This is a genomic window from Rhizobium sp. P1_E6 (assembly GCF_056405875.1).
Genome location: NZ_JBFUBG010000177.1, coordinates 1 through 5,334, shown reverse-complemented (window position 1 = coordinate 5,334; position 5,334 = coordinate 1). Strand labels below are relative to the sequence as shown.

At 58.4% G+C, this 5,334-nt stretch carries 5 protein-coding genes; 2 read left to right on the top strand and 3 right to left on the bottom strand.

Annotated features, from left to right (window positions below):
- Both AC1D35_RS34665 and AC1D35_RS34660 read left to right on the top strand, forming a co-directional pair.
- Positions 1-414, top strand: a 414-nt coding sequence (locus AC1D35_RS34665) for a ParA family protein (protein ID WP_477942404.1), incomplete at its 5' end; no start/stop codon positions are given.
- Between the two features lie 32 nt (positions 415-446).
- Positions 447-1,328, top strand: a complete 882-nt coding sequence (locus AC1D35_RS34660; protein WP_113300830.1) for a ParB/RepB/Spo0J family partition protein — start codon at positions 447-449, stop codon at positions 1,326-1,328.
- Here the strand turns inward: AC1D35_RS34660 and holA are convergent, their stop codons facing one another.
- From holA to leuS, 3 genes are all read right to left on the bottom strand, one after another.
- Positions 1,329-2,372: a DNA polymerase III subunit delta gene (gene holA, locus AC1D35_RS34655; RefSeq protein ID WP_113310240.1), complete on the bottom strand. Its 1,044-nt coding sequence runs from the start codon at positions 2,370-2,372 to the stop codon at positions 1,329-1,331. It abuts the gene before it with no gap.
- Positions 2,373-2,384: 12 nt separating this feature from the next.
- On the bottom strand, positions 2,385-2,906 hold the full coding sequence (gene lptE, locus AC1D35_RS34650) for an LPS assembly lipoprotein LptE (RefSeq protein WP_113300828.1): 522 nt from the start codon (positions 2,904-2,906) through the stop codon (positions 2,385-2,387).
- Positions 2,896-5,334, bottom strand: a 2,439-nt coding sequence (gene leuS, locus AC1D35_RS34645; protein ID WP_477942401.1) for a leucine--tRNA ligase, incomplete at its 5' end; no start/stop codon positions are given. The genes lptE and leuS, both read right to left, overlap by 11 nt.

Here is a 5,334-nt window from a genome sequence, read left to right as displayed (position 1 = left end):
CTTCTCTACTGCCCACCTTCGTTCAATCTCTTGACGATGAACGCCATGGCGGCAGCTCATTCTGTGCTGGTGCCGTTGCAGTGCGAGTTCTTCGCGCTTGAAGGCTTGAGCCAGCTTCTGGAGACCGTTAATCAGGTCCGTCGAACAGTCAATCCGCAGTTGGATATCCAGGGCATTGTGTTGACGATGTTCGACGCTCGCAACAATCTGGCGCAGCAGGTCGTCAACGATGTTCGGACCCACCTTGGTGAGAAGGTGTATCACACGCTCATCCCGCGGAATGTCCGTGTCTCCGAAGCACCCTCATATGGTAAACCGGCAATTCTCTACGATCTTAAATGCGCCGGTAGCCAAGCCTATCTGCAGCTTGCATCCGAAGTTATCCAGCGGGAGCGGCAAAGACTGGCAGCTTGAAAGAGTGTATGACACAGTAGGCGAGTTTAGACATGAATGACGATACATCAAAAAGACGGCTGGGCCGCGGTCTCGCAGCCCTTATAGGCGAAATGGATCAGCCAGTCGCTGCTGAAACAGATCGGCCGTCGGTGAGCGCCGACCGGATGATCCCGATCGAGTTCGTCACTCGCAACCCTCGCAACCCTCGCCGTTTCTTTGATGATTCCGAACTTCACGACCTCGCGAGTTCGATCCGCCAGCACGGAATCGTGCAGCCGATCGTCGTTAGGACACTCGCCCGGGATCGTTACGAAATCATTGCCGGCGAAAGACGTTGGCGTGCCGCCCAGCTTGCAGGTTTGATCGAAATCCCTGTCATTATCAGGGACGTGGATGATAAGACGGCGCTGGAAATCGCGATTGTTGAGAATGTCCAGCGTTCCGATCTCAACGCACTTGAAGAGGCGCTCGGCTATGAGCAGCTGATAGCCGAGTATGGATACACCCAAAACGATCTCGGCGAAATCATCGGCAAGAGCCGAAGCCATGTCGCTAATTCCCTGCGCCTGCTGAAACTGCCGGAACCTGTCCGTGATATGCTGGCCGCTGGCAGCCTTTCGGCGGGTCATGCCCGCGCACTGGTTTCGACGTCGGATCCCTCCGCATTGGCGCGTACAATCGTCTCCAAGGGCATGTCAGTACGCGATGCTGAGAAGCTTGCGCAGAACGACATCAAAGCCCAGTCGGAGCCGCAGGTATCCGTTCAGAAGAACCAGAAGGATTCCGATACGTTGGCTTTAGAGCGTACGCTATCGGATACGCTTGGGCTTGATGTCTCCATCAATCACAAAGCCAGCGGCGGGCAGATCCGGATTTCTTATAAGTCCCTGGAGCAGCTCGAGGAAGTCTGCCGGCTTCTTGAACGGCGCTGATCAGGCCTGGGGGCGCCTTCCAGATTGCAGCGTCGTGGAGAGCAGCGTCTGCAGGGCGATGCTATCCTCCAGCATTTGGCGTTGTCTCGTTTGCAGTACGGCTGCCTGCAGACGTTTTGTTTCACGAGAAATGGCGTCTGCGCTCCAGGTTTTTAGCGCCTGTTCTATGATCGGCTTGCGACGGAAATGAAGATGCCTGCCCAAGGCCTGCATGATTTGCGCTGCCGGCAATCTTTTCTCATCCATCTCCGCGCGCATTGTGTCGAGAAGCTGGAATTGTCGAAGGCAAGCTTGAAGAACCAGAAAAACCGAGGTTTTGGAACTGGTGATCTTCTGCATCGCGTGTAGGAAGTTATTGCTATTGCCGCTCAATATCGCGTCGACTGCATCATCGACCGAAATGGCGCTGGCGTCACCGATTATTTCGGTAACGTGATGATCTTCAATCGTTCCCATGCCGCGGCAATAGAGAGCCAGTTTGCGAATCTCATTTCTGGACGCGATTCTGTCGCCGCCAATCAGCATGACGAGGGCCTGCCTGGCAGCCGGCGTAATGCCCAGTCCTTCAGGGGCGAGCTCACTGTCTATCAGCGCGTTCAACGCGCGGCCGTCGTCAGCGTAGCAGGGGATGGCGACGGCGATGCGGGCAGCTTCGACCGCCTTGCGCAAGGCCGATCCCTTCTTCAGGTCACCTGCTTCAACGATGATGCTGGCGGCCTCGAGCGAAGCACCTGATAGAAATGAGATAGCGTCGACGAGGTATTTCTCGTTTGCAGCACCCCTCACCCATATCAGCTTTTCACCGCCGAAAAGACCCATGGACTGGGCTTCATCGACCAGCCGTCCGGGCTCTTTCTGGAGATCGCCGACATCGAGCTTGGTAACGGAAAAGGGATCATTCTGATCGATTCCCGTTTTTCCAGCAATCATGCCCGCGCGCTCAGAAACAAGCCCGCGGTCTGGGCCATAGATCAGATAAATGCGATACTGGCGTGAGGATCTCTGCAGAAACCCTTCGAACTCATGGGATTTGATTTCCGCCACGCCACCGCTCCCCTAGCGGCTGAGCGCAGCAGCGAGGTCCGCTCCCACGAATTCGGCCGCCTGATTGGCGGCGCGATTTTCGGCATCGCGGATGGCGCGCTGCTTTGCAAATTCCTGACTTGGAAAGTCTACCAGGGCCGTCGCTTCGCGTCTGCCAGCCTTGATCACCTGATCGTCTTTGGTGGTGCGCAAAGTGTAGCTTACCGAAACAGTCGCACGGCCTGCGCGAGACGTATCCGAGGACTGAACAAGCAAAGTATCGGCAACGTAGGACGAAACCTGCATATCAACCATGTAATCGGGCTTGTCCGGTTCACCAGCACCGCGTGAAGCCAGGAAGATCAGATGGTTGCGAACTTCCTGTCCGACGCGCGTACCTGCTTCGGAAAAGCCAACGGAGCCGAGCTTCTCGTTAACCCCGGTGTTTTCGGAATAGAGTGGCCGAACCTGGCAGGCGGAAACGAACGCCGTGGACACAAGGATCGTGACGATGCCGGCGCGGCGCGCAAGCTTGCGGGCGAAATCAGACGACAATGTTTACAATCCTCTGTGGAACCACGATGATCTTCTTCGGTGCCTGACCGTTCAGGACATTCTTCACCGCGTCCAATTCCAGCACGGCTTCGGTGACGGCATTTTGATCTGCGTCGCGAGAAATTGTCAATTCGGCGCGCTTCTTGCCGTTGATCTGGACGGGCAGGATCACGTCGTTCTCCACGACGAGCGATTCGTCGTAGTCCGGCCAGGCCGCGTGGGCGATAAGATCCTTGTTGCCAAGGGTCAACCAGCATTCTTCGGCCAGATGTGGCGTCATGGGCGCAACGAGCTGGATCAGGATCTCGGCCGCGTTTCGGATGGCAGCCCGATAGCCTGCGTCGCCCTCCCCGGCTGCAACCTTCGTCAGCGGGCCTCCCAGCGCGTTGACCAGTTCGTAGATGCGAGCGACCGCTTTATTAAACCAGAGCCTGTCGTAGTCGTTCTGCACCGCCTTCAGCGTCTTGTGGGCGAGTTGCGAGATCGCCAGCGCTTCGCCTTCCTGTGCCGGCTTGGGTTCGACGGTGGACAGCGCCTCCGCCGCTTCCGACACCAGGCGCCAGAGGCGCTGCGTGAAGCGATGAGCGCCCTCCACGCCGGCTTCGGACCAGATGACGTCACGATCGGGCGGGGAGTCCGACAGAACGAAGAAACGCGCGGTATCGGCGCCGTATGAGGCGATGATATCGTCGGGGTCTACAACGTTCTTCTWCGACTTCGACATCTTTTCGATCGAGCCGATTGCGATTTCTTCGCCGCCTTCCAGCAGATAGGCGCAGCGCTTCCCGTCGATCTCCTCGATGCGAATGTCGGCAGGCGAAATCCATTCGCGGTGCATGCCGGCACCGCGGCTGTAGGTTTCGTGGACCACCATGCCCTGCGTGAAGAGGCCCTTGAACGGCTCCTTGACGTCTACATGGCCGGTCTCGCGCATCGCGCGGGTGAAGAAACGTGAATAGAGCAGGTGCAGGATCGCGTGTTCGATACCGCCGATATATTGGTCGACGGGCAGCCAGCGGTTCGCCGCAGCCGGATCTGTCGGCTGCTTCTCCCAAGGTGCCGTGAAGCGGGTGAAATACCAGCTCGAATCGACGAAGGTGTCCATCGTATCCGTCTCGCGGCGCGCATCCTTGCCGCATTGCGGGCAGGCGACGTGCCGCCAGGTCGGGTGGCGGTCCAGCGGGTTGCCAGGCTGATCGAAAGTCACATCCTGCGGCAGCTTAACCGGCAGGTCCTTCTTCGGAACCGGTATGACGCCGCAATCATCGCAATGGATGACCGGGATGGGGCAACCCCAGTAACGCTGCCGGGAAATGCCCCAGTCGCGCAGGCGGAAATTGACCCTGCGTTCGCCTTGTGGCGCATTGCCAAGCAAGGAGGAAGACAGCTTGTCGGCAACGGCCTGGAAGGCTTCGTCCGTCGTCTTGCCATCGAGGAAGCGCGAGTTGATCATCACGCCCTCGCCGTCATAGGCGGTATCGCCGACGGTGAAACTTGCGGCATCGCTATCCCTGGGCATGACAACCGGAACGACCGGCAGGCCATATTTGCGAGCGAAATCCAGATCCCGCTGGTCGCCGGAGGGGCAACCGAAGATGGCGCCCGTGCCGTAATCCATCAGAACGAAGTTGGCGACATAGACCGGCAGCTCCCAGGAAGCATCCAGCGGATGCTTGACGCGGATACCGGTATCCATGCCCTTCTTTTCGGCCGTCTCAAGGGCGGCAAGAGAGGTACCGGCGCGGCGGCATTCTTCACAGAAGGCTTCGATATCGGGATTCTTGCCCGCTATTTCCTTGGCAAGCGGATGGTCGGCAGCGATCGCCAAGAAGGACGCGCCGAACAGCGTATCCGGGCGCGTTGTATAGACTATGACCTCGGTTTCGCCTGCGGGGGCGGTTTCCGGAACGATTTCCCAGCGGATCGTCAGACCTTCGGAGCGACCGATCCAGTTCTTCTGCATCAGGCGTACTTTTTCCGGCCATTGGTCGAGCGTGTCGAGCGCGTCCAGCAGGTCCTGGCTGAAATCGGTGATCTTGAAGAACCACTGCGTCAGCTCGCGCTGTTCGACCAGCGCGCCGGAACGCCAGCCCCGGCCGTCGATGACCTGTTCATTGGCGAGAACGGTGTTGTCGACCGGATCCCAATTCACCTTGGACTGCTTGCGGTAGACGAGGCCCTTTTCCAGGAAGTCCAGGAAAAGGTGCTGCTGCTGCTGATAGTATTCGACATCGCAGGTCGCGAATTCGCGCGACCAATCCAGCGACAAACCCATCGCCTTCAGCTGCGCTTTCATCGAGCCGATGTTCTGATAGGTCCAGGATGCGGGGTGGACGCCGCGCTCCATAGCCGCATTTTCTGCCGGCATGCCAAAAGCGTCCCAACCCATCGGATGGAGGACGTTGTAGCCACGGGCGCGCTTGTAGCG

Excerpts from the sequence above, each read along its gene's own strand:
- AC1D35_RS34660 (WP_113300830.1), top strand. The coding sequence starts at position 447 with ATGAATGACGATACATCAAAAAGACGGCTGGGCCGCGGTCTCGCAGCC.